At 68.2% G+C, this 26,180-nt stretch carries 23 protein-coding genes and 4 pseudogenes; 14 read left to right on the forward strand and 13 right to left on the reverse strand.

Translation table 11 applies throughout. The annotated features are described in order from the left end of the window. Window positions 1-132 precede the first annotated feature (132 nt). Entirely contained in the window at window positions 133-2,196 is a 2,064-nt protein-coding gene (locus tag JOD64_RS26235; protein WP_239559658.1) for an MMPL family transporter, read from the forward strand. A 247-nt stretch (window positions 2,197-2,443) separates the two neighbouring features. Here the strand turns inward: JOD64_RS26235 and JOD64_RS33985 are convergent. Next, window positions 2,444-3,082, reverse strand: a pseudogene (locus JOD64_RS33985) (site-specific integrase); the annotation flags it as partial. A 276-nt stretch (window positions 3,083-3,358) separates the two neighbouring features. On the opposite strand from JOD64_RS33985, the gene JOD64_RS26245 reads away from it, so the two are divergent. Further along, window positions 3,359-3,574 carry an integrase core domain-containing protein gene (locus JOD64_RS26245; protein WP_204944688.1) on the forward strand — a complete coding sequence of 72 codons (216 nt, stop codon included), beginning with the start codon at window positions 3,359-3,361 and terminating at the stop codon, window positions 3,572-3,574. Between the two features lie 208 nt (window positions 3,575-3,782). Here JOD64_RS26245 and JOD64_RS26250 read toward each other — a convergent pair whose 3' ends face one another. After that, window positions 3,783-5,591: a CocE/NonD family hydrolase gene (locus JOD64_RS26250; RefSeq protein WP_307813669.1), complete on the reverse strand. Its 1,809-nt coding sequence runs from the start codon at window positions 5,589-5,591 to the stop codon at window positions 3,783-3,785. 396 nt (window positions 5,592-5,987) lie between these two features. Here JOD64_RS26250 and JOD64_RS26255 point away from each other — a divergent pair, with 396 nt between their 5' ends. Further along, window positions 5,988-6,776, forward strand: a complete 789-nt coding sequence (locus JOD64_RS26255; protein ID WP_204944690.1) for an IS110 family RNA-guided transposase — start codon at window positions 5,988-5,990, stop codon at window positions 6,774-6,776. A gap of 35 nt (window positions 6,777-6,811) precedes the next feature. Continuing rightward, window positions 6,812-7,726, forward strand: coding sequence for a site-specific integrase (locus JOD64_RS26260; RefSeq protein ID WP_204944691.1), 915 nt, complete (start codon window positions 6,812-6,814; stop codon window positions 7,724-7,726). 275 nt (window positions 7,727-8,001) lie between these two features. Here the strand turns inward: JOD64_RS26260 and JOD64_RS26265 are convergent, their stop codons facing one another. Both JOD64_RS26265 and JOD64_RS26270 read right to left on the reverse strand, forming a co-directional pair. Further along, a complete protein-coding gene (locus tag JOD64_RS26265; protein ID WP_204944692.1) occupies window positions 8,002-8,607 on the reverse strand; it encodes a dihydrofolate reductase family protein in 606 nt (201 codons plus the stop codon). Then, window positions 8,604-9,155 (reverse strand): dihydrofolate reductase family protein, encoded by a 552-nt coding sequence (locus JOD64_RS26270; protein ID WP_204944693.1) that lies wholly within the window; start codon window positions 9,153-9,155, stop codon window positions 8,604-8,606. Before JOD64_RS26270 ends, JOD64_RS26265 begins: the two co-directional genes overlap by 4 nt. Window positions 9,156-9,271: 116 nt before the next feature. Between JOD64_RS26270 and JOD64_RS26275 the strand changes: the two genes are divergently transcribed. Further along, window positions 9,272-10,156, forward strand: a complete 885-nt coding sequence (locus JOD64_RS26275) for a LysR family transcriptional regulator (RefSeq protein ID WP_204944694.1) — start codon at window positions 9,272-9,274, stop codon at window positions 10,154-10,156. 379 nt (window positions 10,157-10,535) lie between these two features. Here JOD64_RS26275 and JOD64_RS26280 read toward each other — a convergent pair whose 3' ends face one another. Next, window positions 10,536-10,793 carry a transcriptional regulator gene (locus tag JOD64_RS26280; protein WP_204944695.1) on the reverse strand — a complete coding sequence of 86 codons (258 nt, stop codon included), beginning with the start codon at window positions 10,791-10,793 and terminating at the stop codon, window positions 10,536-10,538. A gap of 98 nt (window positions 10,794-10,891) precedes the next feature. Here JOD64_RS26280 and JOD64_RS26285 point away from each other — a divergent pair, with 98 nt between their 5' ends. Beyond that, window positions 10,892-11,488, forward strand: a complete 597-nt coding sequence (locus JOD64_RS26285; protein WP_239559660.1) for a hypothetical protein — start codon at window positions 10,892-10,894, stop codon at window positions 11,486-11,488. A gap of 12 nt (window positions 11,489-11,500) precedes the next feature. Here the strand turns inward: JOD64_RS26285 and JOD64_RS26290 are convergent, their stop codons facing one another. The 3 genes from JOD64_RS26290 to JOD64_RS33215 form a co-directional block, all read right to left on the reverse strand. Further along, window positions 11,501-12,250 (reverse strand): DEAD/DEAH box helicase family protein, encoded by a 750-nt coding sequence (locus JOD64_RS26290; protein WP_204944696.1) that lies wholly within the window; start codon window positions 12,248-12,250, stop codon window positions 11,501-11,503. A gap of 145 nt (window positions 12,251-12,395) precedes the next feature. Then, the gene (locus JOD64_RS26295; RefSeq protein ID WP_239559661.1) at window positions 12,396-12,608 is read right to left on the reverse strand and encodes a hypothetical protein; all 213 of its coding nucleotides are present in this window, start codon (window positions 12,606-12,608) and stop codon (window positions 12,396-12,398) included. A 9-nt stretch (window positions 12,609-12,617) separates the two neighbouring features. Continuing rightward, window positions 12,618-13,136: a hypothetical protein gene (locus tag JOD64_RS33215; RefSeq protein ID WP_372434197.1), complete on the reverse strand. Its 519-nt coding sequence runs from the start codon at window positions 13,134-13,136 to the stop codon at window positions 12,618-12,620. Window positions 13,137-13,244: 108 nt separating this feature from the next. Between JOD64_RS33215 and JOD64_RS33990 the strand changes: the two are divergent. The 7 genes and pseudogenes from JOD64_RS33990 to JOD64_RS26320 all read left to right on the forward strand — a co-directional run. After that, window positions 13,245-13,379: pseudogene (locus JOD64_RS33990) on the forward strand (ABC transporter ATP-binding protein); the annotation flags it as partial. 42 nt (window positions 13,380-13,421) lie between these two features. Continuing rightward, on the forward strand, window positions 13,422-13,817 hold the full coding sequence (locus JOD64_RS33220) for a P-loop NTPase family protein (protein WP_239559663.1): 396 nt from the start codon (window positions 13,422-13,424) through the stop codon (window positions 13,815-13,817). 229 nt (window positions 13,818-14,046) lie between these two features. Then, complete coding sequence (locus JOD64_RS26305; RefSeq protein WP_204944697.1) at window positions 14,047-16,353, forward strand: hypothetical protein; 2,307 nt, start codon at window positions 14,047-14,049, stop codon at window positions 16,351-16,353. Window positions 16,354-16,420: 67 nt separating this feature from the next. Then, window positions 16,421-16,918, forward strand: a complete 498-nt coding sequence (locus tag JOD64_RS26310; protein ID WP_204944698.1) for a hypothetical protein — start codon at window positions 16,421-16,423, stop codon at window positions 16,916-16,918. 879 nt (window positions 16,919-17,797) lie between these two features. Then, window positions 17,798-18,730, forward strand: a complete 933-nt coding sequence (locus tag JOD64_RS26315) for a L,D-transpeptidase family protein (RefSeq protein WP_204944699.1) — start codon at window positions 17,798-17,800, stop codon at window positions 18,728-18,730. Window positions 18,731-18,866: 136 nt separating this feature from the next. Next, the gene (locus JOD64_RS33600; RefSeq protein WP_275581598.1) at window positions 18,867-18,995 is read left to right on the forward strand and encodes a hypothetical protein; all 129 of its coding nucleotides are present in this window, start codon (window positions 18,867-18,869) and stop codon (window positions 18,993-18,995) included. A 646-nt stretch (window positions 18,996-19,641) separates the two neighbouring features. Beyond that, entirely contained in the window at window positions 19,642-21,213 is a 1,572-nt protein-coding gene (locus JOD64_RS26320; RefSeq protein WP_307813672.1) for a serine/threonine-protein kinase, read from the forward strand. A 51-nt stretch (window positions 21,214-21,264) separates the two neighbouring features. On the opposite strand, the pseudogene JOD64_RS33225 reads toward JOD64_RS26320, so the two are convergent. The 4 genes and pseudogenes from JOD64_RS33225 to JOD64_RS26340 form a co-directional block, all read right to left on the reverse strand. Continuing rightward, a pseudogene (locus JOD64_RS33225) lies at window positions 21,265-21,513 on the reverse strand (hypothetical protein); the annotation flags it as partial. A 3-nt stretch (window positions 21,514-21,516) separates the two neighbouring features. Then, window positions 21,517-21,835, reverse strand: a pseudogene (locus JOD64_RS26330) (helix-turn-helix domain-containing protein); the annotation flags it as partial. Between the two features lie 126 nt (window positions 21,836-21,961). Continuing rightward, window positions 21,962-22,453 carry a hypothetical protein gene (locus JOD64_RS26335; protein WP_204944701.1) on the reverse strand — a complete coding sequence of 164 codons (492 nt, stop codon included), beginning with the start codon at window positions 22,451-22,453 and terminating at the stop codon, window positions 21,962-21,964. A gap of 519 nt (window positions 22,454-22,972) precedes the next feature. Beyond that, on the reverse strand, window positions 22,973-23,194 hold the full coding sequence (locus JOD64_RS26340; RefSeq protein WP_204944702.1) for a hypothetical protein: 222 nt from the start codon (window positions 23,192-23,194) through the stop codon (window positions 22,973-22,975). A 180-nt stretch (window positions 23,195-23,374) separates the two neighbouring features. Here JOD64_RS26340 and JOD64_RS26345 point away from each other — a divergent pair, with 180 nt between their 5' ends. Further along, window positions 23,375-24,607, forward strand: coding sequence for an ROK family transcriptional regulator (locus JOD64_RS26345; RefSeq protein WP_239559664.1), 1,233 nt, complete (start codon window positions 23,375-23,377; stop codon window positions 24,605-24,607). A 144-nt stretch (window positions 24,608-24,751) separates the two neighbouring features. On the opposite strand, the gene JOD64_RS26350 is transcribed toward JOD64_RS26345, so the two are convergent. After that, on the reverse strand, window positions 24,752-26,164 hold the full coding sequence (locus JOD64_RS26350; RefSeq protein ID WP_204944704.1) for a GH1 family beta-glucosidase: 1,413 nt from the start codon (window positions 26,162-26,164) through the stop codon (window positions 24,752-24,754). Between the last annotated feature and the right edge of the window lie 16 nt (window positions 26,165-26,180).

Genomic DNA, 26,180 nt, shown 5'->3' on the forward strand with positions numbered 1-26,180 from the left:
GCTGCGGCCTTGAGAAAGCGACCCGTCACCGTCCGAATCGCCCGATGGAGCGCCAACCGTCCGTGGACAGCCATCGGGCTGTGGACCCTGTTCGTCATCGTTTGCATCGGCGCCATGTCAATGGGCTTCAAGATGGCAAGCCCCACGGATATCGGCCAGGGAGAGTCCGGCCGCGCCACGCAGATCCTCGACGACAAGTCGATGGTCCCGGCGACGGTCGAGAACATCCTGATCAGCGCCGAGTCCGGAGCTTTCGACCGAGCCGCGGCGACCCGAGCCGCCACCGCCGTAGGCGACAGGATGCGTGGGCTCGCCGAAGTCGAGTCGGTCGGCGAGGCGGTTCCCGCGCCGGACGGGGCGTCGCTGCTCGTGCCGGTCACGATGGCCGGTGAGGCACGCACCGCCGACCAGCGGGTCCAGCCGCTGCGGGACGTGGTCGACGAGCTCCGCGACGACTTCCCGGCGCTGCGCATCGACCAGGCCGGCGCGGCCTCCATCCAGGCCGGCATCAACGACCAGCTGGGCGCCGACTTCGTCAAGGCCGAGATGCTCAGCATCCCGGTCACCCTGATCATCATGATGGTGGCCTTCGGCGCGATCATCGCCGCTGGTGTGCCGGTGCTGCTCGCGCTCACCTCAGTCGGCGCGGCGCTTGGCCTGTGGGCGCTCTGCTCCCAGGTGCTGCCGGACCCGGGCCAGGTGCCGAACATGATCCTGCTGATGGGCATGGCCGTCGGTGTCGACTACTCGCTGTTCTATCTAAAGCGGGCGCGGCAGGAGCAGGCCCGTGGCGCCAGCAAGCTCGACGCCATCGAGATCGCCGCCGCCACCTCCGGGCACTCCGTCGTCGTCTCCGGCATCGCGGTGATCGTGTCGATGGCGGCGCTCTACCTCTCCAACGACCTCATCTTCAGCTCCCTGGCCACCGGATCCATCCTGGTCGTCGCGGTGGCGGTGGCCGGCTCGCTGACCGTGCTGCCCGCCCTGCTCGCCAAGCTGGGACGCTGGATCGACAAGCCGCGCGTGCCGGTCCTGTGGCGCATCAACGGCCGCAACAGCGAACCGCGGCTGTGGCCGGCGCTGCTGCGCCCGGTGCTGCGGCACCCGGCAATCACCCTGATCCTGAGTGTCGCGGCGCTGCTGGCGATGGCGTACCCCGCGATTGACATGCGGCTCAAGTCCGCCGACATCGACGACTACCCACGCTCGATCCCGGCGCTGGCCGCCTACGACCGGGTCACCGACGCCTTCCCGGCGAAGGGCACCAGCCACGAGGTCGTTGTGACCGCCGGCGCCGGTGACGCCTCCGGTGTCGAGGCGGCGCTGTCCCGGCTGACCGAGCGGGCGCAGGCCTCCGACCTGCTCGCACCGGAGCAGGACCCACAGCCGCGTATGTCGGCGGACGGCACCGTCCACGTGATCAACCTGGCGACGCCGTATCCGGCGAACACCGACGAGGCGGAGCGCTCGGTGCGCCTGCTGCGCGACGAGCTGATCCCGGCCACGGTCGGGCAGGTCCCGGGCGCCCGCACCGATGTCGGCGGTGAGGTGGCCGGCAGCATCGACTATTCGGCCAACGTCGCGCAAAAGCTACCGTGGGTGGTCGGGCTGGTGCTGCTGCTCACCTTCCTCGTGATGGTCGTGTCGTTCCGGTCGGTGGTGGTCGGCCTGGTCGCCCTGCTGGTCAACCTGCTCTCCGCCGCCGCGGCCTTTGGGCTGCTCGTGGCGATCTTCCAGAACGAGTGGGCCGAGGGTCTCCTGGGCTTCCAGTCGAACGGGGCGATCGTCTCTTGGATTCCGCTGTTCCTGTTCGTCGTCCTGTTCGGCCTGTCGATGGACTACCACGTCTTCGTGGTCAGCTCCATCAAGGAGGCCGCACAGACCGGTGTCAGCATCCGCCAGGCGGTCTCCGAGGGAATCAGCCGCTCGGCCGGCATCGTGACCAGCGCGGCGATCGTCATGGTCTCGGTGTTCTCCATCTTCGCCACCCTAAGCCTGATCGAGTTCAAGCAGCTCGGACTCGGTCTGGCCCTGGCCGTCCTGCTGGACGCCCTGGTGATCCGGGGGGTCGTCCTGCCGGCCCTGATGACGCTGCTCGGGCGGGGCAACTGGTGGCCCGCCAAGATGCCGGCCGGCCCGTCCGCACCGGCCGTCGTGCCGGTCGGCGAGGAGAAGCCGGCGTCGGCTCCGGCCTGACGACCGCACCCCTCGGCGGACGGATCGGGCCGGCATCTCGCGTGCCGGCCCGATCCGTCCGCCGACGTTGGTTCGCCGTTTACTGAATAGACGTTCAGCACCCGCAGTGGAATGACGATTACCAGCTTAGTTGAAATTCGTCCGCGTCAGTGTCTTGTGCATGTTGTGCCGCCTGCCCCCGTTTACCGCCCGAAATCCCCGTCTGCGGTCGTAAATCAGTGACAAGGTGACCGGCCTCTGGCCATGTCTGTGCCCGCTGGAGCTGCTTGTCGATGACGAGGCTGATGTCGTGGCGGTCTCGGCAGCGCGCGCAGAACTCCTCGCCGTGTGTGGTGCAGGGCTTGTCCCAGCCGATCCACTCGATGTGGTCCCAGGTAAGGCCGAGGACTTCGCCCTTGCGTAGGCCGAGCACGAGGGCCAGGACGTAGGCGGCGTAGAGGCAGTCGTCGCCGTCTCGGGAGGATTCGAGGAAGGCGCCGGCTTCCTCGCTGCTCCATGAATTGCCCTTGCGGGCGCGGATCGGCGGCAGCTTCGCGAGAGCCCCGACGTTCTTCACGACAAGTTCCTCCACTACGGCCTGAGAGAGCGCCGAGCGGAGAACAGCGCGGATTCCCTTGACGGTGCGTGCCGATGGGAGGTCCTGGCAGCACCTCCCAACCGCGCAGCATTTCCGGTTTCTTCGCTGGCCGGCGCTCGTCCTTCCCCTGGGCGCAGCACTGGCACGTTTCGCGACCTTGTTCAGCCAGGTCCGTACCTCCCGTACGGACAACCGGCCGTCGAGTCGCTTGGCGCCAAGGCCGGGAACGATGTACAGGCGGCTCAGAGTTTCGTAGGTGGCATAGGTGAGCGGGGCGAGGTTCGGCTCAAGAATCTCGGCGAGCCAGTACGTCCTCCGGCATGACCAACCGGCACCGGCTCAACCGTGGCGGACACCGCTAAGCCAACGCCGCGCTCTATCGAGCCGTCATCGTCCGTATGCAACACCACGAACCTACCCGCGCCTACGTCGCTCGACGCACCACCGAAGGCAAGACGAAAGCCGAGATCATCCGCTGCCTGAAACGACTCCTCGCCCGCGAGATCTGGGCCCTACTCAAGCCTCTACGCAGCCTCGCAACGACGACCGCTCCAGCAAGTTGACAAATATAGGAGCGTCAACGCGATGGCCGAGGCGTTCAACTCGCTATACAAGGCCGAGCTCGTCCGCAACCGAGGTCCGTGGCGCGGGCTCGACGACCTGGCGATGGCCACCGTCGAGTACATCGACTGGTACAACAACCGCCGCTTGCACAGCGAACTTGGGCACATCCCGCCCGCCAAACACGAGGTCCTACACGCGATGACCCACCCGGTCACCGCACCCCTGAAAACCAGCTAACCAACTCTCCATCAAACCCGGGGCTTGACAAAGAGCCGCGCACAGCGAAGGCCGCATCAGGCAGATGCCCGATGCGGCCCTCGGTACTCAGGCTCGACGCGCCTGGCTACTTGCCTGGGCTGCCGGCTACGCGGCGCGTGACGATTGGGCTCGACACGAGTCTTCGCCGTCAGCGTCGAGGGTGGTCAGCCAGGCAGCAGGAGCTCGGTCATCCCTTTTTTGAAACCCTGAGCGGGAAGGTGGGGGCGCCCACGTTGTCGAGCGTCATGGTGTTCGCCGCTACATACCGGTCCAGGTACGGCGATCGGTCACCCTGGGTGGCCGAATCGAACCGCGGGTCCTGCACCTCCAAGGCGAGCCGTGCGTCGGTGACCGTGATCATCTGACCCGAGGGAACGGCCCGCCAGCCCCTTGAGGTGATGGTTCCGATCTGGACTCCCAGCTGGTGCCCTCGCTCGAAGGTCCAATCCGTCGCCTTCAAGGCGAAGGAGGTCGATCTGCCGTCCAGCACTGCGACGTTCTCGTTGAACATCGTCGCTTTACCGTCCGGAGCGACGTCCCACAGTCGTACCCAAACGTTGCCCTGTTCCCTGGTCTTCAGCGTGATCTCCGGCGTGCCCGTAATCCGCACCTGCCCCGACGCGGGCGTGGAGAAGGTCCAGAAGCTGTTGCTGGGCCCGTCGGCGCTGAGCGCACTCGTCTGGTCAGCCGTCTGCGACCCGGCCTCCGGCGCGTACTCGATATCCCAGCCCGCGGCCGGCGGCGTCGTCTTCGGCAGGGCAGCTGTCTGGGCGTTGCCGCCGTTGTCGACGTACTGCCCAGGCGACAGCCGCACGTTGTACGAATTGTCGATCACCGGCCAGGTCGGCTGCGCGCGCCAATGGCCAAGGCTGTCCTCGATGGAGAACGCCGGGTCGGTCACCGACGGTGCGATGCCGCGCAGGTTTTGGTCATAGAACCGCATCACCTCGTCGAACCAGCCCGCCCGCCCCATCTTGAGCTGGCCGTCGCCGTTGGTCTCGTTGCCGCGCACGTGTTCCCACGGGCCGAGCCAGCCGCGTTCCGGACCATGGTGGTTGGCCAGGTACTTCTGCATGTCCTCGGGCTTGGTGTTGTCCTCGATGAAGCCCGACGTGACGAACAGCGGCGTTGAAGAGCCGGCGGCACGGGAAGCGAAGTCACGGGCACGCCAGAACGACGACTTCGGGTCGGGGTTCTGGGTGTTGGTGCGGTTGTCGCTCTCGCACTCGGGGTGAGTCTTCTCGTACTCCGCGTTCGCCTTGTAGCGGTCGCTGTCGTCGGCCAGCGGCGGCATCGTCGCGATTGAGTAGTAGCTCCGCGGGCTGCTCGTCGCGTTCGAACGCGGCACTCCGTTGCTGAACAGGTAGTTGTACCTATTCCACGTCGGCTCCTGGGCAACGATCGCCCGTAGCGGCTTGAGCTTGAGGACGTTGGCCGCCAGCCCGGTGTTGGCGTCGTACGACTTGCCGTACATGCCGACCTTGCCGGTCGACCACGGCCGGCTCGCTGCCCACTCGACGGCCGCCTTGATATCGGCCTGCTCCCCTGGGCCGAGGAAGTCCAGGCACCCCGTGCTGCCGCCGAAGCCGCGCAGGTCGACCATCACGACGGTGTATCCACGCTCCATGAGCCCCGCGCCGTCGATGAAGTCCTGAAAGCGCGCCGATGGCCCAACCCGATCCCACCCCGCGGGAGAAGTCTCCCCCGCATGCGAGAAATACGGACCCACCGAGAGGATCACTGGCGTCTTTGCATCCGCCGGCAGGTGTGCCGGCCGCAGCACGTCGGCGTGCAGCTCGACCCCACTGCCGTCTGAGGACGGGAAGTACGTCTGCGTCCACGCGGCCCCCTCGGGAACCCGTGGGTTCTCCTCATGGGTGATCGGGGCGTCAGCTGACGCAGACGCCGGAGCGGCATGTGCCACCGCGGGTAAGCCCCCCGTCGTGAGGCTCGTGATGATGGCCAGTGCGCCGGCCGCCGCGATGGGCGGAACCACCCTTCTCCGAAGGTTCATCCATCCTCCACCTAACTCCAGACGGGGTCGCCTGGTCAGCCACCGACGTTAACGGTCTTCACTGGCTTTGCATCCCTAGTTATCTCCCCGTGACCTTTGCTCGGGTCAGGCCGTAGCGGCGAGCATGCCGTCGACCAGGCGTACGCGACACCGTCCTCGGGGCGACCGGGGCCGTCGGGGTCGTCTCCACCGTCGCCGCGGCCGCCGCCTTGCTCCTGCGGACAGCACTGACCGCACGCAAGAGTTAGGCGAGCCCGCACACGGTCTAGACGGTATGAGCAGCCCGGTTGACCGGGCCGGAGCCTCACTCGCAAGTTGACGTGGTTTGCCGGCGAGGGTGGTCTTCGTCGGTAGTGCCGACATTTGCGGGAGGCCCCGGTGTTCATTGAGCGTACGAGTGTCGGGTTGGACGTGCATGCGCGTTCGATCGTGGGGTGCGGGCTGGACAGCGTGACCGGCCAGGTGTCACAGCGGCGGCTGGTGCCCACGTCCGAGGCGGTAATGGACTGGCTGCGGCAGTTGCCGGCGCCGGTGGCGGTGGCGTATGAGGCCGGCCCGACCGGGTTCGGCCTGGCTCGGCAGCTGAGCACGGCTGGGGTGCGCTGTGTGGTGGTGGCGCCGTCGAAGCTGCAGCGGCCGGCCGGGGATCGGGTCAAGACCGACGCCCGGGACGCGCTGCACCTGGCGCGGCTGTTGCGGATGGATCAGATCGTTGAGGTGCGGGTGCCCAGTGAAAGCCAGGAGGCGGCCCGGGACCTGGTGCGGGCCCGTGAGGACACGCGGGGCGATCTGATGCGCTGCCGGCACCGGCTGTCGAAGCTGCTGCTGCGCCACGGCATCGTCTACTCGGGCGGACAGGCCTGGACCGGGGTCCACGAGACCTGGCTGCGCAGCCAGCGCTTCGTCCACCGGGGTGTCAGGCTGACGTTCGAGGCCGAGTTGGAGGCCATGCTGCTCACCCGCGATCGGCGTGATCGGCTCGACAAGGCGATCACCGAGATGGCCACCGAGGACGAGTACGCGCCCGTCGTGCGCCGGCTGGGCTGTCTGCGTGGGGTGTCGGTGCTGACCGCGTTCGGGTTGGCTGTGGAGATCGGCGACTGGCACCGCTTCACCGGCGCCACGATCGGCGCCTATCTCGGCTTGGTGCCCGGGCCGGCGACGTGACCCTGCTCAGCACCATCAAACTCCCCGCTGATGCCGTGACCAGAGTCCTCACCGACGCCGGCATGTTCGTCGACGACCGCGTACCCGCCCTCGAGGCATGGGCCACCGAGCAGATCAGCCGTCTCCCGGACCCGATGGCGGCAGAACTGACCCTGTGGTTCGAGGTCATGAAGCACGGCAGCTCCACCCCGCCGCGGCGACGGCCACGCGGCGAGACCACCATCCAATTGCACCTACGCTGGGCGATCCCCCCGCTGCTGCGATGGGCGGCAGCGGGGCACGACAGCCTGCGCGAGATCACCCGCGACGACGTAGTCCGCGCTCTGCCGCCATCGGGAAACCCCCGTTCGCAGACCGGCCAGGGACTCAAGTCGATCTTTCGACTGCTCAAAGCCCAAAAGATGGTCTTCACCGACCCGACCGCGCGGGTCGCCACCGGCCGGCACGAGAACCGGCAACCGCTCCCGGTCGACCTCACCGCGCTACGGCAGGTCCTGAACTCGAGCAACCCCGCGCACGCCGCCGTCGCCGCGCTCATCGCCTTCCACGGACTGCGAACCACGCAGGTTCAACTGCTGCGGCTCACCGACATCCGCGATCGAATTCTCCACGTCGACGACCGGGTGATACCCCTGGCCGAGCCCGTCCAGAAAGCGCTGGCCGCCTGGCTCGACTACCGTCGCAGCCGGTGGCCACGCACCAACAACGCCTACCTGTTCGTGACCACGCGGACCGCGAGCAGCGGCATGCCGGCCAGCCGCCGCTGGATCTGGGACGCCACCGGACCCGGGCTGTCGGCCACCAGCATCCGGCAGGACCGCATCCTCGACGAAGCGCAGGCAACCAGCGGCGACGTCCGCCGGCTGGCCGACTTGTTTGGCCTGAGTATCGCCGCCGGCAACCGCTACGCCGCCACCGTCGAACACCCTGACCTCACCGCGCTCACCTAGCCTTGTCGTTAACCCCCACCGTGATCCAGCATGGCGGTAGCTGACCGTTACGTCACCACGGGTGACTACAGCGGGTGTCGGCGGGAGGTCTCGTGCTGGTAGAGCTGGGGCACCACGCGCGTTCTCTGCGGCAGATCAGTGCGCCTGAATGCTGGCTCCTGTTCTTGGCTGAAAGTAGGCGTGCCGTGGCGTGGCGGTGGATTAGCTGCCACTGCCCGGCCGCGATGGAAACTGTTCCCGGTGCGCGTGTGTAACCCGCACCAGGAACAGCCGGACTAGCGCGTGAATCGGTAGTACAGATGAGTCACACCATCGCCGGGTGTGATTCGAGGCGGTTCGAGTTCCTTCCAGTCCGTACCGATGTGGTCCCAGAGCCGGACCCCCGTTCCGAGCAGCATCGGCACCTGATGCAGATGCAGTTCGTCCAGCAGACCGGCGGCAATCGTCTGTTGAACTATGCCCGCACCGCCCGACAGGAACACGTCACGTTCGCCGGCCGCGTCGGCGGCCTGCTTGACCGCGGACTCCAGTCCCTCGGTGACGAACGTAAATGTGGTGCCCGCCCGGCGCAGCGGCTCACGTTCACGGTGGGTGACCACGAAAACCGGGGCGCGGAACGGTGGCTCCTCGCCCCAGGGTTCTTCGCCGAAGTCGAACATGGTGCGGCCCATCACGTAGGCGCCCGTGCTGGTGAACTCCTCGGCGACCAGGTCCGAGGAGACCGAGGCGTGGCCGCCGGTCATGCCCTGCCGTTCACGCCAGGCGGCGAGATCGAACACCCAACTGTGCAGCCGGTTGTGTACGGGGAACCACTGCTCGGGATCGCTAGCGCCGACGTAGCCGTCGACTGAGATGGACATGGCGGCAACGACCTTGCTCATCGAACTCCTCCGATCAGGTAGTGCAGGTGGACGACGCCGGAGTCGAACGTCCGGGAGCCGGCTAGAGACATGTCGACGTGCTTGCCCTCATCGGGGAACAGCCGCGTTCCGTTGCCGAGAACGACGGGGAACACCATCAGGTGCAAGTCGTTCAGCAGCCCGGCGGTCAGCAGCGTACGGACGACGGAGATGCTGCCGGAAATGTTGATGTTGCGGCCCGGCGTATTCTTCAGCTCGGTCAGGTATGCCACGAGGTCGCCGTCGAGGATCTCGCTGTTGTTCCATTCGGTTGCGCCGAGAGTGCGGGACGCCACGAGTTTGCGCATCCCGTTCAGCGTGTCGGCCATCGGCCCGGTCTTGGTCACCCAGTATCCGGCGAACTCCTCGTACGTCTTACGGCCAAGCAACATCACGTCGGCATCGGTGATCAGCTTCTCGATCGTCGCGCCCGCCTCATCGGTCATGTGCTCGAACGTCCACTGCTCCGGGGCGCCGACCATGCCGTCCGCGGAGATGAACAGACCGGCCACGATCTTCCGTTTCGTCATGTCGTTCCTCGTGCTTGTGATCAGTGATACCGACAATGTTCGGTCAGGGCGCGATCCGCATCAAGATCGTTTGCGGGTACGGTCGTTGCGCCGGGCACAACGATGGGAGGCCCCGGATGCTGGACCGCACCGAGGCCGAGGTGTTGCTCACCCTGGCCAAGGAACTGCACTTCGGTCGTACCGCCGAACAGTTGCGGTTGACCCCCGGCCAGGTCAGCCGCATCGTGCAACGTCTCGAACGACGCATCGGGACGACCCTGTTCACCCGGACCAGCCGTGTCGTCACCCTCACCCCGATCGGCGCCGACCTCGTCCAGGAACTCGCACCCCACCTCACGGGCATAGAGGCCGCAGTGCGGCGCGCCGTCGAAGCCGGGCGAGGCGTGACAGGAACCCTGCGGACCGCATTCCTTGGCGCCGCGGCCGGGCAACTACTGCTCAAGGCTGTGGCGCTCTTCGGGATCCGGCACCCCGACTGCGAGGTGCACATCCACGAGGCTCAAGTACACGACTCCTACGAACGCGTCTTCACCGCGGCGGTGGACGTCCTGATCACCGTCCTGCCGGCCCGCGGAGTGCAGGTAGGGCCGGTGCTATTGGCCGAACCGCAACTGCTGGCCGTTCCCCGCCACCACCGCCTCGCCACCCGGGCCGAGGTGACACAGGACGTGCTGGCCGATCATCCGGTCATTCAAATGCCGGACACGATGCCCGAGACGACCCGGCACTACCGCATCCCGAAGATGACCCCCAGCGGCCGTCCGGTGTTGCAGGGCCCGGCCGCCAACACGTTTCCCGAGATCCTCGCCCTGGTCGCGGCCGGCAAGGGTGTGTTCCCGGTCGGCGCGCACGCGGCCCGCTTCTACCCCCGGCCCGACATCGCCTACATCCCGATGCCTGACGCGCCGCTCGTGCAATGGGCGCCGGTATGGCTCAAGACCAACGAAACCGGCATTGTCCGCGCCTTCATCACCTGCGCGGTCGAGGCAGCAGAACAATAGCCAACGGAGCCAGGGGCGAATGGCCGAGCCGTACGCCTGCAGGTCCACGTCGGCCCGCGGCAAGCCCACAAACTGCTCACTATTGCAACGAATCGCAATCTCTGGCACGTCACGCGTCACCCCGAAGGTAGCGAGTTTATCTCCGCTGGCGGCCTTCCCAGCCTTCACCGATTCCGCCGAGCTGCCGATTCGGCTCCTATCGGACTGCCATCCGTAGCTAATCGGCTATCTGCACATTGCCATGATCAGGTGCGCTCATCTCGGCTACTTGTTTCATTGACCTGCGACCGTGGCCCGGCCAGGCTTCGGTCGAGGCGCCCGGCCCGATGGCGGGCAGCTGCGCACCTGCGTCAGGCCCGGCATGGTCAGAGAACCACCGTCATCGTCTCCGCAAAAAGGCGTAGACGACCTTGTTGGAGGCGAATTCCGAGACGTTGACGAGGTCCCAGCCGAACTGGCCGAGGACTTCGGCGGCAGCAACCGCCTCGCTGACCTTGTCGCCGCCGAGGCCGTAATGAGACACCACGGCCAGCAGGCGATAGGGGTACGTACGAAGATCGGCTTGGCCCTGCAGGACCGCCCGGGCGGTGACCATGCGGGTCCGGGTGATTTGCTCCGGGGTCTCTGCGGCGGGCATACCCGGCACCATAGTGGCTGGTCGCTCGGGCAGTCCGCCAACTTCGCAGCCGGTATGTTCGAGAGGTGTCTGCGTCGGCCGGTGTTTCTCGTCTTGTCATGGCGCTCGTTGCGGTACTCGCCACTGCCGCCTGTGACGGTGCCTCGGCTCCGGTGGGTACGCCGACCGCCGGGCCGGCCACGAGCAGCGTTGCCTCCACCGCACCTGCCGCCTCGGTCGGCCCCATCTATCGCGCTCAAGACCTGGACCTGTGTAAGCGCACTGATCTTCAACCGTTGGCGGAGTTGTCCCTGACGGTGGCCCGCACCGATCCGAAGCCACCGCTGGGGCAGTCGGGTGCGGCGTGTCTGTTCGAGATGCGGACGAAGGACGGCCATCAGGCGAACCTGCGGGTGGAGGCGTCCACGCCAGCCAGCGAGCAGGAGGCTCGGCTGCTCTACCGGGCCACGGCGCAGGTGACGGTGATGACTCCAGCCGGCGTCATCACCGGTGTGGGCGACGAGGCCGAAGCCTTCACCAGGCGCTCCGAGCCCGGCTTCAAGTACGCCGAGTACATGGTCCGCGCGCGCACGGGCAACCTGGTGGTGAAGGTCTGGTTTGCCGTCGGCGGTGCTTCGTATGCCGCCACCGAAACACTCGCATCGAAGGCGCTGACGTTCCTCAAGGCGACCCAGGCGGCCGTACCCACGGTGTGATGCGCCCGTCGGTCATCCTCGGACGGCCTCGGGCCACCGCCCGCCGGGTAGCTTCGAGTGGTCGCCGACCTGCGTGGCGATGTCCCGGATGTTGCCCAGCGCGTCGACGAAGCGCTGGCCGATGGTGAGCAGAACGTCCAGGCCTGCGGTAACGAGATCTCCGACCGACTCGGCGAGGGTGGAGATGGCCCATGGTAGGTCGATGACGGTTCCCCCTTCACCGGCTGCCTGTACCAGTTTGCCGACCAGCCCCGTGACGATCTTCGCGAGTTCGACGGCGTAGTCGACGTTCGCCTTGGCGATCGTGAACAGCCACTGGCTGATGAACTCCGACTTGACGACGGACTTGTCGACCGCGGCTTTCTGTTTGAGTGCCTTGGCGTTGTAGGCACTCGCCGCGTCGCCGGTCCACCTGGGCAGGTTCTCGTTCGCAGGGTCGGTGGTGGCGGAAGACAGCTCGGAGACCGGTGTCTTCACGTCGTTGACCCAGCGGAAGCTGACCTCGATCAGCGAGAGCACCGGCAGTTGATGCTCCAAGGCCTGCTCGACGCGGTCGAGGACGGCGTTCAGTGCCGTTTTGGTGCTATCCAGGCTGTGCTTGATCCACAAGAGTGCTGCGGGTCCGAGGAGCCACTTCCACTGCTGTACCTGCTCGACGATCTCGTTGAACGTGGCGATCGCCGTGTCGATGCCAGCGCGGATATGGTCGAACGCCTTGTTGAACGGTTCCCCGTACTCGAGATCAGTGGTGCCTGGCTGCATGGGGTGCTCCGTGCCCTCTCCAAACGTCGCGCGGTGGGTCGCCAGGCCTTGTAGATCTTGTTGAGGCCGAGTGAGACGATCTCGTCGGCCCGGTCGTACTCGTCGGCGATGTGCCGCAGGGCCTTGCCCACCTGTTCGAATTCGGTCACGCTCCATTCAGAACGGCGACCATGAAGTTGTGGAAGTCGTTGTATGCCAGCGAGTGGATGAGGACGTTCGCGTCACCAATGAAGAAGGCCGAGGGGTCGAGGTGCAGCTGCTCCGCGGCGACCTTGATGGCGGCGACCCGGTCCGACAGCGTCAGCCATTTACGTCCCTCGTCGCGTAGCGAATCGGCGATGACGTTCAGTTCAGCCATCTCACTACCTCACGATCCAGTCCGTCTGGCGCTGGCCAGCGCGAACGCGCGGAAGAGGGAACGGGCTTCGAATTGCAGCTGACCCGCGTCTGCCCGTGCGATCCGCCTGACGTCGCCGACGATGCCGGTGATACCGCCTCCGCGGATGTGCAACGTCAGGCAGCCGTTGGGGCTCGTCATGCTCGACTCATCCGTCCGCCTGTGCAAGCGAGTCGCAGCGTCGAGCTCTGCGTCAAGGTCGGAAAGCGTTCGCCGGGTGTCGCGCAGCCACGTGTATTCGTTGACGTCCCGATCGGGGCTCCTGTCGAGCGGCTCCTGGTCCTGCGCTGCAGGAGCGCTCTCCTCCGTCTGCAGATGAAGGAGCGCCGCCAGTTCGAGGGCAGCCTGCACGGCGGCGGCGTACGCCCCGAAGAGCGCATCGGCGAATCCGCTGGGGCCGAGCCGGCTGCACCAGTCGCGAGCGATCGTGACAGCTGAGACCTCTCGCTGGGTGTCGACCACCAGGCGGACGGAGCGGTCGGCGGACATGGCATCGGTACGGGTACAGGGCGCACCGCCGTGCAACGAGAACTCGGCTAACTGCCGCAGGATCTCGGCGTCTACCCGGACCTGACGGCGCGCCAGTTCCTTGACTATGTGGCGCTGCTCAAAGGCATGGATGACCGGTCGGCGCGGCGCCGGCGTGTCGGGGAACTGCGGGAGGTGGTCGCGCTGACCGAACACGCCGACCGCCGGCTGCGTGGTTTCTCCGGCGTGGTGTGGCAGCGGGTCGGCATCGCTCAGGCGTTGCTCGCCGATCCGCAACTGCTGATCGTGGATGAGCCGACCGCGGGACTCGACCCGGAGGAGCGGATCCGCCTCCGTACGCTGCTGTCCCAGTTCGCCGGCCGGCGGACCGTGCTGCTGAGCACGCACATCGTCGACGACATCGCGCAGACGTGCCGGGAGGTGGCGTTGCTCGCCAAAGGCCGGCTGATCTTCCGCGGCACCGTCGACGAACTCACCCGCCGGGCCGAGGGTCGTGTCTGGTCGGTGGTCACGGACGGCCCGCCGCCCGCCGAGGGCACGGTGGTGTCCGCGTTGCCGCACGAGGACGGCATGCGGTACCGGATCGTGGCGTCGGCGGCGCCGAGCGCGCAGGCCCGCCCGATGGATCCGGGCCTGGAGGACAGCTACCTCGCGTCACCGCGCGATGAGCCGGGCGAGTGACGCCTGCCGGTTCCCCAACGTCTGCCTGCTGCTTAAGTTTCCGCAGGCCACCAGCCCACTCATATTGCTAAATATATTTGAGGCTCTATACGATTCCCCCCACGTTGAACCTCTTCGACGCGGTGGGGCCGGCAGTGGCCGGCGCTGTTCTGCGGTCCGGTGCCGCCGAGCTCGATGCCAGGTCGAAAAAGGGTTCATTGGGCGACTCGCCACACACTGGGGGAAAATTGTGAGACGTGGTACACAACTACGCCGGAGAATGGCGGCCGCGCTGTCCGCGGCCGTCGTTGCTCCGATAGCCCTCCTCGGCACCCCGGCGGCCGCCGCCGAGACGCCGCTCTGGCAGGTCGAGATCGCCAAGATCCCGACCACCAGGTACCAAGTCGACGCAAAGGCGTCCGTCATCGAGGGCACTGAAGCGCTGCGCCCGTATGTCGGTGACGATCTCGGTGAAAGCCGGCTCGAGCCGGTGCAGGCCGACGTCAAGAGCCGGTACTTCGACGGCGCGCGGCTCAACGGGCCGGCCGACGCCGCCGCGGCGTTCGACAACCTGAAGCACCTCGAGGCCTTCCTCAAGAGCCGGATGACCGGCGCCAGCCCGCCCAGCGGCGAGGCCGAGCAGGGTCACGTCACGGCGCTGGTCAAGGCGCTCACCGGGGTCCGGCTGCTGGCCGACGCGGCGATCCAGGACGCCGAGGCGACGATCGGCCCGTTCCGCCGGGTCAGCCCGCCTCCGCCGCCCGCTCCGGCCGGCGTCGACGAGGCGTTCGCCGACCTCGAAGCGGCCAAGGGTGACCTGGCCAAGGCCGACGAGATGCTTGTCAAGGCCAACGTTGTGCCCGCCACCATCCAGGCCGAGGACGCCTGGGAGAGCGGCTTCCGGGTGCTCACCCGGTTCGGCATCACGTACGAGGGTGACCACGACAACGACGGTGTGGTCGACGTGGTGGAGCTGCGCTTCGGCTCCAGCCCGCTGCTCGCCGACTCCGACGGTGACGAGCTCACCGACAAGTTCGAGATCACGGCGCTGGCCGGCTGGACCCGGCCGAACGCGTACGACACCGACAACGACACGGTGAACGACGGTGCCGAGGATCTTGACGGGGACGGGCTGACCAACCTCGAGGAGCAGCGGCTCGGCACCTCCCCGACCGAGGCGGACACCGACGGCGACGGCCTGAACGACGGCGCCGAGGTGGCGAAGGGCACCAACCCGCTGGTTCCCGACCAGCCGCGTGCCCCGCCGGTCCCCGGCGACGGCCAGCCGATCAACCCGAACCCCACGCCGATCGACACGGACGGCGACGGCGTGCGGGACCTCGCGGAAGAGGACCTCGGCTCCGACCCGACCAAGGTGGACACCGACGGCGACGGCCTCTCCGACAGTGTCGAGCTCGATTACCTGATCAGCGCGCTGAACCAGGACACCGACAACGACGGCCTGCGTGACGACTACGAAATCTCCAACGCCGAGTCGAAGGGTCTGCACCCGGGCCGCTTCGACGAGCAGATCAGCAGGTGGACGTACGTCACCGACTTCCTGCTCGGAATGTTCGCCGGCGACTTCGCCGAGAAGGACTCGATGGCCTGGCTCGCCGGCAACCTGTGTGCCAGCGCGTCCAGCGTCATCCCGGTGGTCGGCTGGATCACCGGCACGCTGGCGGACATCCGCGACACCGTCGCGGCGATCATCCACGGCGACTGGGTGAGCGTCGGTTTCAACGTTCTCGGGCTCGTCCCGTACGTCGGCGACGCGATTGCCATCCCGGCCAAGGTCGCGAAGTTCGTCACGAAGTACGCGCACCGCCTGATGGACGCGGCGCGTTACGTCGCCCGGTACGACAAGATCCCGGACACCGTCAAGGAGCTCACCTACGAGCTCATCATGCCGGAGGTCTACAACGCTATCGTCGCGGAGGACGCGGCAGCGGCGTTCGCCGTGACCGCCTCCGCCGTCCCCGACGGATGGATCAGCAAGAAGACCTTCGACCGGCTGCTCAACGGCAAGCGGACCGACCTCAAGCGGACCCACGAGATGATGACCGACCCGGACGCGCCGCACGTCGACGGGCCCAACCTGCGCTGGGCGTACGGCTGGCAGGACGGCGAGACGATCCTCAACGAGCTGATGGCCAGCCAGGGCAAGGTGGGCCGGCCGCAGCTGCCGCTGGCCAGGCCGGACGACGACAGGTTCAAGGGCGGCCGGGACGCCGACTTCGGCGAGGAACTCGCCGACGGCTGGATCCTGCACGAGGTGAAGTCGGGCTTCGCCCAGGGCGACGGCCGGATCCTGGAGCAGGTCACCCAGTGCGAGAAGGATGCCTGGTACATGAACCCCGACAACCAGGAGAAGATCAAGGCGGCCAACGCCGGCAAACCGGATATGAAGGGCAAGGGTGTCAAGGGCGTCCACTGGCACTTCGTCGGCAGCGGTAGCGGTCAGCCCAACGTGAACGACCTCGGTATGACCGAGATGCTGTTCAACTGCCTGAAGAACAACAAGATCCCGTTCACCATCCACTTCCCGGTGGAATGATCCCAGGTGTCGCGGGGCGGGCTCCGGCCCGTCCCGCGACACGGCCTCCGATACGAAGGACTGAGAAATGAGTGCTTTCCCGCCGTTCGCGGTGCCCGGCGTCGAGCCGGAAAGCGGCACCCCGGGCCAGGGCAGCGTGGCTTACCGCGGTGACCAGCTCGCTGATCTTCCCACGGCGGCTGCTGTCCTCGACCGGTTCCCGGCCGAGCTGATCGGCCTGGCCGGCCCCGACGAGACCCGGGACGAGCACTCGATCGCCCGCGCGGACCTGGTGGCGCAGATTTACGTCTCGACCGGTGACGGCCTGCGGTGGGGCCTCGGTTTCGATGACGAGGTCGGCCATCTGGTCCAGCCGAACCTCGGGTCCATCGTCGAGGACTACCTGGAGAACGCACTCGCCGCGCAGCCCGACGTCGAGTCCGCCTACCACTACGACCGCGAGTCCTTCCAGGCCGAGACGACCCGGGTGCTCCGGGCCGACGAGATGCTGGTCCGGTGGCTCGACGCGATCCTCATCGCACACCGCGGCTACGCCCAGCAACTTGGCCGGGCTCTGCCGTACTGAACGGCGCTCACCGGCTGAAGGGCCGGGCCAGGCGCCGGGCCGAGTCCCTCATGCCGAGGTCGTTCTTGTGTAACCGAGAGTGCTGGCGTGGCGCCGTAGAACGAGGAGAGCGGAACAATCTTGCCGCTGCATGTGGGGATCTTACGGATGAGTCCTCCGCAGCGCGCCGCCACCTGCGCCGCCTGCGTCCTCTGCCGCGTTGAGGCGTGCTGTTCTCGGCCATGCGTGTTCACCCACCGTACTCGAAGGCCTGGTGGATGCGCTCCGCGCGACGAAGTGCCGCCGGGGTCGAACGGCAGCTCGTCGTCGCGCCGGTCGCCGAGCACTACCGAACGGGAGCAGGGCAGTCACCGCAGCCCGGTCCGGGGTGTTCGGGTCGTCGGCGAGCGCCACCAGGAACGGCACCACGTGACAGCTCGCCCCCCAGCGTGTGCCCTGGTGGAAGACGTTGCCGAACAGCTCGGACAACGCACAGCCCGGACCGGCACTTCCGCCGAGCGTAACGCCCGCAACTGGTCCGGTACGTCGACGGCAGGGCCACAAGCGTGGTGCAGCGAGGTTCTACCAGCAGCGGGCAGGGAGCCGACAGGAGCGGCTGACACCACTCGTTGACATCAACGATGGCGGCCGAAGCTCGCCCGGGTCGTTCCCCGTCGCCGACGATGCTCTCGATCCGGCGAGCGCCGCCCTCATACGTAACGCCGGCCAGACCGACGACGCCGGATGAGTGGAGCCAGTTGATCTCCAGCGCGGCCCTCGCCGTTCGCGAGGGTCGCACCTGCGACACCTCAGACCAACTACGCGGCAAGAGTCCCCCGAGTCGCGGTCGCATTCCGGGTAGACGACTGGCGGACATCAAGAACCATTGGAGGAGTAGGAATGCGAACGCCGTTCAGGCAGGCTGTGTTCGGTGCCATCGCGGTGGCGCTGCTGGGCGGGCTCGGACTCACGTCCTGCGCAACCCCGGGCCGGAACGGCACGGTGGACGCCGGGTTGGCTCCGGTCGATACCTCGGTGACCGGCGCTCCCGGCCCGACTGACGCCGAAAGTCCCTCCTCGTCGCCCTCGGCCAGCGGGTCCCCGTCAGCTTCGGCGAGCCGGTCCCCGTCGCCCTCGGCGAGCCGGTCCACGAAGCCGTCGCCCAACCGGTCGCCGTCGCAGGTCACGACCAGCAAGGCCGCGACGCCCGCCGCAGAGAGCAACATCGCCTCCCGACTGCGCACCATTCCGGCCGGCACCCGCCAGCTCATCGTCGTCTACAGCAGCGGCTACGGCACGAGCGTGGCGTCCCTCGAGACGTTCGAGAAGGTGAACGGCGTGTGGCGGCCGAAGTTCGGGGTGATGAGCGCGCGGATCGGCACCAAGGGATTCAGCGACAGCCATGTGGAGGGTGTCGCCACGACGCCCACAGGTGTCTATGGCATCGGCTCCACCATGTACGGCGTGCACGGCAATCCTGGTGTCAAGTACAGCTACCACCAGCTTGTGGCGAACGACTACTGGGATGAGAATCCCAGCTCGTCGACGTACAACAGCTTCGTGCATGGCACGGACCCGGGCGGGTACAGCGAGGCGCTGTGGCAGACCGTGCCGCAGTACAACTACTTCGCGGTCATCAACTACAACATCCCGGTGCGGGCAGCCACCCCGGCCCGCGGCAGTGGCATCTTCCTGCACGTCATGGGGAGCGGCGGTACCGCCGGCTGTGTGTCGTTGACGCAGTCCGACCTGCTCCGGGTACTGGAGTGGCTGGATCCGGCCACCTCTCCACGCATCGTGATGGCGCCCAGCCAGAACCTCGGCCGTTACTGACCGCCCCGAGGGCCGCGCGGTCGGCTCAGCGAGCCGATTTGTCTAGTCCTACACATGCTTGACGAATCCGTCCCACCAGATGCTTGACCGGTGACCTAGGTCGTTGGCTCGCGTCACCGCCACCACGGTCGCCATCATGAAGGTGCTGCCGTACATCACCAGCCGCTACGGCAAGCGGCTGTTCGCGGTGGCGGTGCTGGTCGTGACTTACTCGTCTCCGGATACCCCGCTCGCCCTGCTGTACCGGCGTCTGACAATCAGCTGAAGTCCACCTCGCCCGTCCCAGCGACTGGACGGGAGCTGCGCTTTCACGGTCTGCGGGGTCAAGTTGGGCTGCCGTCCGACTCGCCTGTGTAACACGATGCCCATGTCGTACGCCGGTGGAGAAGGAAGGCTGAGTGCGCCGCCTCCTGGACAGGACGGGACCGCCCGACCCCCGTGGTCCCGCCCGTCAGAGCTTCAAGAGAAGGCCAAGGTACGACAAGACGGAGCATCAACGCTAGGGAAGATCGTGACAACGAGCGTGCCAGATACCTCGACCCACATGCCAAATCCGGTACCGCAGGAACGAGGTGCCGAGTGCCGGCACTGTGGTGAGCCCCTGTGGCAGGACTGGTTATGGGGATGGATGCACGAAGACAGCCGCTATCTGTGCCAGGATCCGGCCACGGGTGAACTGCTGTGCCAACCCGCTACACCCGCCTGACTCGTCGCCTTTGAAACTGCGGGTTAAGGTCATGACATTGCCGACCTCGGGCATCCTGATCAGTCCCGGGAGGACGAGGTAGACCGCCTGCTCGGCGGAGTACCCGACTTCTGTCTTCCAGCAGTCAGGATGAATCTGTCTTCGGTCCGCTCGCCTTCGCGGCTGAAGGCAGCTGCGGCGGGCGTACGCACGGATGGGTGGCCTGGTGACCGCCGGCCGCCGTACCCCCAACGCTGTCTCCCCGCTGGCTAATGCGGCCGCGGCGGGGCGGTTGACGGATGGTGACACCGGCCGGGCAGACTGGATGACCATGTCGCCGTTCATGCCCACCCTCCGGTTGCACGATCGGTACGTCCTGCGCGAGCGCATCGGGCTCGGCGGGATGTCCGAGGTGTGGCGCGCCGACGACGAGGTGCTCGGCCGGCCCGTCGCCATCAAGGCACTCGCCGGCGAGTTCGCCGTCGACCCGCAGCTGCGGGCCACCATCCAGCGCGAGGCCCGCGCAGCCGCCCGGCTCACCCACCCGCACATCACCCAGGTGTACGACTACGCCGAGGCGACCCTGCCCGGCGGCACAGTCGTGCCGTACCTGGTCATGGAACTGGTCGACGGGCACAACCTGGCCGACCGGCTCACCAGCGGCGGGCCGCTGGCCTGGCCCGAGGCGATCCGGGTGGCCGGGCAGATCGCGGCGGCGCTGGCCGCCGCGCACCGCATCGGCGTGGTGCACCGTGACATCAAGCCGGGCAACATCATGCTCACCGACACCGGCGCCAAGGTGCTCGACTTCGGCATCGCCGCGCTCGCCGGCCCGCACCACCCGCTGGCGGGGCAGACCGGCGAACTGCTGATGGGCACGCCCGCCTACTTCGCGCCGGAGCGGCTGGCCGCCGGCCCGCCCAACCCGGCCAGCGACATCTACGCCCTCGGCGCGCTGCTCTACCGCACCCTCACCGGACGGGCACCGCTGCCCGTGCGGACCTGGGAGGACGCGCTGGAGGTGCACGGCCGGCACAACCCCGTGCCACCGCTGCGGATCCCCGGCCTGCCCACCGACATCGCCGAGCTCACGCTCGCCTGCCTCGCCGCCGATCCGGCCCGCCGGCCCACGGCGGCGCAGCTCGCCACCCGGTTCGGCGCCGGCCAGCCGGCCGACCCACCCACCGCGATCCTGCCCACGCTGCCGGCCGGCCCGGCAGCCGTCGCTCCGGCGCACCCGCCCACGCTGATCGACCGGTCGCTGCCCACGGCGCGACCGGTGCGCGCCGCATCGCCGGCAGGCCCGTCGCGCCAGTCGAATCGGCTGCTCGCGGTGCTCGTCGCGGCCGGCCTCACCCTCGTTGTCGGGGTAGTCGGAATGCTTACCCTCGGCGGCGAACCGGACAGTCCGCCCGCCGCGCCACCGGTCGCCGTCACACCCGCCGAGCAGCCGGCGTCGGAGGCGCCGGGCGGGTCGTCCGATCCGGGTAGCGCTCCGCCAACGACCGACGGGCTCACGCCGGTCACCCTGCGTCAGCTGGCCGCCCAGCTGGCGGCGGTGATCGACAACGCGGAGAGCCGGAGCGAGATCGACCCAAAGACGGCCGAGGAGTTGCGGGACAAGCTCCCCGGTCTGGACCGGGGCAAGCCCAAGGACCGCGCCAAGCGGATACGGGAACTGAGCGAGCGGGTCGCCGACGCGGCCGACGCGGGCCGGATCAGCGCCGACACCGCCACCCGCCTTCAGGACCTGCTCGCCGGGTACTCGCAGGCGCGGGGCGAGGAAGACGACGACTGACAGCTCAGACGTAGGCTGATGCGGTCGGTTGTCCGAGGCAGGCGAGGGCTGCTAACCGACCGGGCGTCGCCGGCGAGAACGGCGACCTGGACGGCACCGTGCACGGCATTGGCAGCGCCGCTGGCGACGTCGGTGTTCACGGCGACGCGTACGCCAGCGTGGTAGTTGGTGCCGGTAGACGGTTTCGGTGACGGTCGTACCGGAGTGGCCGCAGAGGTCCGCGGTCTGTTCAAGGCTCATGCCGCTGTCTGACAGTAGGGACACGAAGCTGTGCCGCAGTTCGCGGGGAGTCCAGTCGCGCCGGCACTGTGTCAGCACGGCATGCACCGTCGATGAGGCCATGCCAAGACCGCGATTGGCCCCAGGCGGTGTTTCCACCGCAGGTGCACGATCTTGCAGACAAGGGGTTGCGGTGTCTTCCTTGGCTGCGACGTGGGCCGCGACGAACGGTCGTGCATGCCAGCCTCGCCGGCCAACCGATAGCGGTCCGCCCACCGCTTCGCGGTCGGCCATGACACGTCGTAGCGCTCAGCCGCCCGCTCGACGGGCGAGCCTGGTCCACGACGAGTTTGGCCAGACGCAGCCGAGCCCGTGGAGTCAGCGCTGCGTTAGCGTGAGACACGAGGACCTCCTGGTCTGTGGTGTGGTCGCCTTCAGCAGCTCCACTCACGACAGGAGGTTCTCGCTAATCAAGATCCATTAGGTCGTGTCGTCACACGACCTCAACCAACCTGCCCGGGCAGTACACCTAGGTCAGGAGCTGGATGCGAGGCGTGTTGTGGCTGTGAGCGACGGCCTCTGCGCAGTGCTCGCAGGTGTGGGTCTGCGGGCGGACGAGGTTGGTTTGCGTTGAGAAGGTGCCCGTCTGGACCGGTTCCGGGCAGAGGTAGCCAAGGTGCAGTCGGACCCAGGGGGCGCGGGTCAGGGCGAGCGATGGTTGGTCCCGTTTGGCGTCATGGAAAGGCGCCCACCAGTAGTCCACCACTGCGCGCAGGATCGTCCGTTCCCGTTCGGAGGTGTGGTCGAAAGCGGAGATTCGTGCGGCCATGGGGTGCTGGCCGGTCTTGCTGTCACCGGAGCAGGTGCCGTGTTCTGCGCCGTGTTTCAATTCTGTAGTACGGCCGGTTCGTTGGCAGATGAAGCAGTCCAGGCTGAGTTCAAGGTCGCTCTTCCAGTGCAGGTTGTGGAAGGGCGAGTCGCTGAGGGCCAGGACCGCCGTTACTTGGACGGATCGCAGCATGGCTCGATCTTGGCAGGCGTGGCGCTTAGCCGTGGACGGCGGATGCCTCGGTGAGGCAGGCAAAAGTCTCGCGGGAGATGTAGCGCTTGAGGCATCGCATGATCTCGGTCTTGGTCTTGCCTTCGGAGGTGCGTCGGGCGACGTAGTCGCGGGTGGGTTGGTGGCAGCGTATGCGGACGAGGGCGACGCGCCAGAGGGCGCTGCTGGCGTCGCGATCGCCGAGGCGGTCAACATCGCAGCGAGGACGTCGTCCGCGTCTAAGGGGGGTCCGCGTCACTCATGATCGGCAACAACAGAAGGAACTAAAACGGGCGCCCGTGTTGCCGCACTGCGGCTGGAAGTCTTCGCGTCGGCCTGCAGGCACCATGGTGCCGCTCCACCGCCACGTCCGGTCAAACGACGTCGTGGTCAACCCAGCCACCGCAGACGGGGCCCAGCCGTTGACCCGACACCGCCCCTCGCCCGCGTCAAGCAAGTACGCGCTGACAACGCCGAGCTGACTTGCCGGCTCGAACCTGCTCACGCCGAGATTCGCCGGCTTCGGATCCACGCTTCGGCGCGTCGGCGTTTGGCCTGGGTTTCGGCGATCCAGCCGGCGACCACGGCCGGGTCGGCGGCCGGCGTAGGTGGCCGGCTCCCGGCGGTCCGGGTGACGCCCTCGGCCCAGGCCAGCGCGGAGCAGGTCACCGGGGCGGTCTGCGTGGCGGCGAGCAGCGCGACGCCGCCGAGCTCGGCGGTCACCCACGTCTAAGTCGCATGACATACCTCCTGATCAATGCGCCGGAGGCTGGCAGTTAACTTTGTTAAATGTTAATGCACAGTAATCTGTCAGCACTTGGTTCACGGCGTGCAGCAGGCCGCCGGGGCGGCCGGGAGAGGATGGCGACGGACGTGGACGCCAGACGCACCACCGTGCGCGACATGCGTCGTGCCAACCGGTCGATCCTGCTCACCCGGATCTGGCTGGACGGCCCGCTGAGCCGCCTCGAGCTGGGGCAGTCCACCGCGCTGAGCCTGGCCAGCGTGAGCAACCTGGTCGGCGAAATGATCGCCGAGGGCTTGGTCGAGGAGGCCGGCTTGGTCGAGTCCGACGGCGGCCGCCCCCGGGTGCTGCTGCGGGTCGCCCCCGGCTTCGGCTACCTGGTCGGAGCCGACGTCGGCGAGACCCGGGTGCAGGTCGAACTCTTCGACCTGGCGATGACCGCCCTCGCCAAGGCGGAGTACCCGATCGCCGCCGCCGAGCCCGACCCCCGGCAGGTCACCGACCACCTGCTGCACGGTCTCACCGCGGTGATCGAGCAGGCCGGCATCGACCCGGCGGCGGTGCTCGGCTTCGGCGTCGCCGTTTCCGGCACCGTCGAGCGCGCCGCCGATGCCGTGGTGCACGCGCAGACCCTCGGCTGGGACGGTGTGCCACTCGGCGCCATGCTGCGCGCCGGCACCGACATCCCGGTGCACATCGACAACGGCGCGAAGACCCTCGGCCAGGCCGAGATGTGGTTCGGCGCAGGCCGCGACGTCCGGCACGCGGTCGTTGCCCTGGTCGGCTCCGGCGTCGGGGCTTGCGTGATGGCCAACGGCGTGGGCTACCGCGGTGCGCACAGCAGCGCCGGCGAGTGGGGGCACACCACCATCGTGTATGGGGGCCGCCGCTGCCGCTGCGGCAACCTCGGCTGCCTTGAGGCGTACGTCGGGGCGGAAGGGGTGCTCGACCGGTTCCGCCAGGCCAACCGCGGTCGCCCGGCGACCGGCGGCGACGAGGAGACCGCCTTCGGTGAACTGCTGCGCGCCACCAGCCGCACCGCCGCCAAGGTGCTCGACGAGACGGTCGGTTACCTCGGCGCCGGGGTGGCGAACCTGGTGAACCTGTTCAACCCCGAGCGGGTGGTCCTGGGCGGCTGGGCCGGCCTGGCCCTGGGCGAGCGCTACCTGCCGCAGATCCGCGAGGTCACCGCGCGGCACGCGCTGCGCCAGCCGTACGCCCAGACCTCGATCGAGCTGTGCCGGCTCGGACCGGACGCGGTCGCGATGGGCGCGGCCACCCTGCCAATGGCCCGGCTGCTGCGCGACGGCGGCGTGCCGCGCGAGCCGGCCGTCCGGGTGACCTTGGCGCCGGCGCTGACGGCGCGACGGCCCCGGTCGCGGACCCTCTGAGCCACCGGGCCGGCGGCGCGAGTGCCGCCGACCCGGCCCCAGCTCAGGACGGGAGGGTCCACTTCTGCTTGGCTCCGCGATGAAGCACGGTGGACGCCAGTGCGGCCGCCCGGAGATCCCGAGCGGCCGCCCCGAGCGGCCGGGTCAGCGCTCCCCGCGCACCCGCCGGACGGTGTCGCGGTACCACTGCGCGCTGCGCTTCGGCGTACGCCGCTGGGTGTCGTAGTCCACCCGGACAATGCCGAACCGCTTGTCGTAGCCGTACGCCCACTCGAAGTTGTCCAGCAGCGACCAGGCGAAGTAGCCGCGCACGTCCGCGCCGGCCTGGCGGGCCCGGGCCACCGCCCGCAGGTGCTCGGTCAGGTACGCCACCCGGTCGTCATCGGCCACGAACCCGTCGGCGTCCGGCTTGTCATCGAAGGCCGCCCCGTTCTCGGTGATCACCAGCGGCACGCCCGGGTAGTCCCGGTGCAGCCGGACCAGCAGCTCGGTGAAGGACTCCGGCACGATCTCCCAGTCCATCGCGGTGCGCGGCAGGTCCCGGCGGATCACCCGGCGCACCGGCTTGCCGTGCTCGTCCCGGTCCCGGCCCTGCTCGTCCACCCCGGAGTGGACCTGCCCGAAGTAGAAGTTCACGCCGAGCACGTCGATCGGGGCCGAGATGACCTCCAGGTCGCCCTCCTGCACCGGGACGCGGACTCCCTCGGCGGCCAAGTCGGCCACCACGTCCTGGGGGTAGGAGCCACGGAAGACCGGATCGAGGTAGAGCCGGTTGCCCAGCCCGTCGGCGGCTCGGGCGGCGTCCCGGTCGGCCGCGCTGTCGGTGGCCGGGTCGGCGGTGGCCAGGTTGACGGTCAGGCCAAGCTCGATCGGGGTGGCCGCCGCCGCACGCAGCCGCTGCACCGCCAGCCCGTGCCCGAGCAGCAGGTGGTGCGCCGCGGCGATCCCGTCGCCCAGGTTCCGCCGGCCCGGGGCGTGGTTGCCGTACGCGTACCCGAGCATCGCCGAGCACCACGGCTCGTTCAGCGTGGTCCAGGTCTTCACCCGGTCGCCGAGGGCGCCGAAGACCAGCTCCGCGTAGTCGGCGAACCGGTAGGCGGTGTCCCGGTTCGGCCAGCCGCCCGCGTCCTCCAACTCCTGCGGCAGGTCCCAGTGGTAGAGCGTCACCCACGGGTCGACCCCGCGGCCCAGCAGCTCGTCCACCAGGCGGTCGTAGAAGGCCAGCCCGGCCGGGTTGGCCGGCCCGCGCCCGCCCGGCTGCACCCGCGGCCACGCCACCGAGAACCGGTAGGTGTCCAGGCCCAGGTCCGCGATGAGCGCCACGTCCTGCGGCATCCGGTGGTAGTGGTCGCACGCCACGTCGCCGTGGTCGCCGTTGGCCACCGCCCCTGGCACACGGCAGAAGGTGTCCCAGATCGACGGCGTCCGGCCGTCCTCGGCCACCGCGCCCTCGATCTGGTACGACGAGGTCGCCACCCCCCACCGGAAGGTCGGCGGCAGGGTGTCGATCGGGTCGGCCTGCCCGGTGGTGGTGGAGCGGGTGAGGTCGGTGTCCATGGTTCTCCTTGCGGTA

Origin of the sequence: Micromonospora luteifusca (assembly GCF_016907275.1) — a bacterium.
In the GTDB taxonomy this organism is placed as follows: Bacteria; Actinomycetota; Actinomycetes; order Mycobacteriales; family Micromonosporaceae; genus Micromonospora; species Micromonospora luteifusca.

Coding starts and splice junctions, on each gene's coding strand:
- JOD64_RS26235 (WP_239559658.1), top strand. CDS start 133: ATGGCAAGCCCCACGGATATCGGCCAGGGAGAGTCCGGCCGCGCCACG.
- JOD64_RS26245 (WP_204944688.1), top strand. CDS start 3,359: ATGGCCGAGGCGTTCAACTCGCTATACAAGGCCGAGCTCGTCCGCAAC.
- JOD64_RS26265 (WP_204944692.1), bottom strand. CDS start 8,607: ATGAGCAAGGTCGTTGCCGCCATGTCCATCTCAGTCGACGGCTACGTC.
- JOD64_RS26270 (WP_204944693.1), bottom strand. CDS start 9,155: ATGACGAAACGGAAGATCGTGGCCGGTCTGTTCATCTCCGCGGACGGC.
- JOD64_RS26275 (WP_204944694.1), top strand. CDS start 9,272: ATGCTGGACCGCACCGAGGCCGAGGTGTTGCTCACCCTGGCCAAGGAA.
- JOD64_RS26280 (WP_204944695.1), bottom strand. CDS start 10,793: ATGCCCGCCGCAGAGACCCCGGAGCAAATCACCCGGACCCGCATGGTC.
- JOD64_RS26285 (WP_239559660.1), top strand. CDS start 10,892: ATGGCGCTCGTTGCGGTACTCGCCACTGCCGCCTGTGACGGTGCCTCG.
- JOD64_RS26290 (WP_204944696.1), bottom strand. CDS start 12,250: ATGCAGCCAGGCACCACTGATCTCGAGTACGGGGAACCGTTCAACAAG.
- JOD64_RS26295 (WP_239559661.1), bottom strand. CDS start 12,608: ATGGCTGAACTGAACGTCATCGCCGATTCGCTACGCGACGAGGGACGT.
- JOD64_RS33215 (WP_372434197.1), bottom strand. CDS start 13,136: ATGTCCGCCGACCGCTCCGTCCGCCTGGTGGTCGACACCCAGCGAGAG.
- JOD64_RS26310 (WP_204944698.1), top strand. CDS start 16,421: ATGAGTGCTTTCCCGCCGTTCGCGGTGCCCGGCGTCGAGCCGGAAAGC.
- JOD64_RS26315 (WP_204944699.1), top strand. CDS start 17,798: ATGCGAACGCCGTTCAGGCAGGCTGTGTTCGGTGCCATCGCGGTGGCG.
- JOD64_RS33600 (WP_275581598.1), top strand. CDS start 18,867: ATGAAGGTGCTGCCGTACATCACCAGCCGCTACGGCAAGCGGCTGTTC.
- JOD64_RS26335 (WP_204944701.1), bottom strand. CDS start 22,453: ATGCTGCGATCCGTCCAAGTAACGGCGGTCCTGGCCCTCAGCGACTCG.
- JOD64_RS26345 (WP_239559664.1), top strand. CDS start 23,375: ATGCGTCGTGCCAACCGGTCGATCCTGCTCACCCGGATCTGGCTGGAC.
- JOD64_RS26350 (WP_204944704.1), bottom strand. CDS start 26,164: ATGGACACCGACCTCACCCGCTCCACCACCACCGGGCAGGCCGACCCG.